The organism is Mycobacterium angelicum, assembly GCF_002086155.1.
GTDB classification, from domain to species: domain Bacteria; phylum Actinomycetota; class Actinomycetes; order Mycobacteriales; family Mycobacteriaceae; genus Mycobacterium; species Mycobacterium angelicum.
This window is the reverse complement of sequence record NZ_MVHE01000297.1, coordinates 1-468: the sequence shown is the minus strand read 5'-3', so window position 1 is coordinate 468 and position 468 is coordinate 1. Positions and strand designations below refer to the sequence as shown.

1 protein-coding gene is annotated in these 468 nt (G+C 78.0%); it reads left to right on the top strand.

The annotated features are described in order from the left end of the window. Positions 1–468, top strand: a 468-nt coding sequence (locus tag BST12_RS32695; RefSeq protein WP_211281423.1) for a hypothetical protein, incomplete at both ends; no start/stop codon positions are given.

The window sequence follows — 468 nt, the reverse complement described above, 5'->3', positions numbered from 1 at the left end:
GGGTGGTGATGGCGGCATCGGAGCGGCCGGCGGCACCGGCGGAGGCGGCGGCGCGAGCACGGGAAGTGCCAGCGCCGGCGACGGAGGTACGGGTGGTGTTGGCGGCTTCGGCGCGGCCGGTGATGGCGGCCTCTCCGGCGGGTCCGGCGGGGCCGGCGGTCGTGGTGGACTGCTTATCGGCGACGGCGGCGCCGGCGGCCACGGCGGTAGCGGCGGAGCCGGCGGCATGGGAGCGCCTGGTGCCATGGGTGGCATGGGCGGGCAAGGCGGCGCGGGTATCTCCGGCGTCTCCGGAAGCGATGGCGGCGACGGCGGCGACGGCGGCGGCGGCGGCAAGGGCGGCGATGGCGGCCATGGAGGTCATGGTGGAAGCGGCGGCGCCGGTGGCGCTCGTGGGCTGCTGGGCCGCTTAGGCAGTGCCGGAATCGGGGGTGCCGGCGGAGTAGGCGGCGTCGGTGGAGGTGGCGG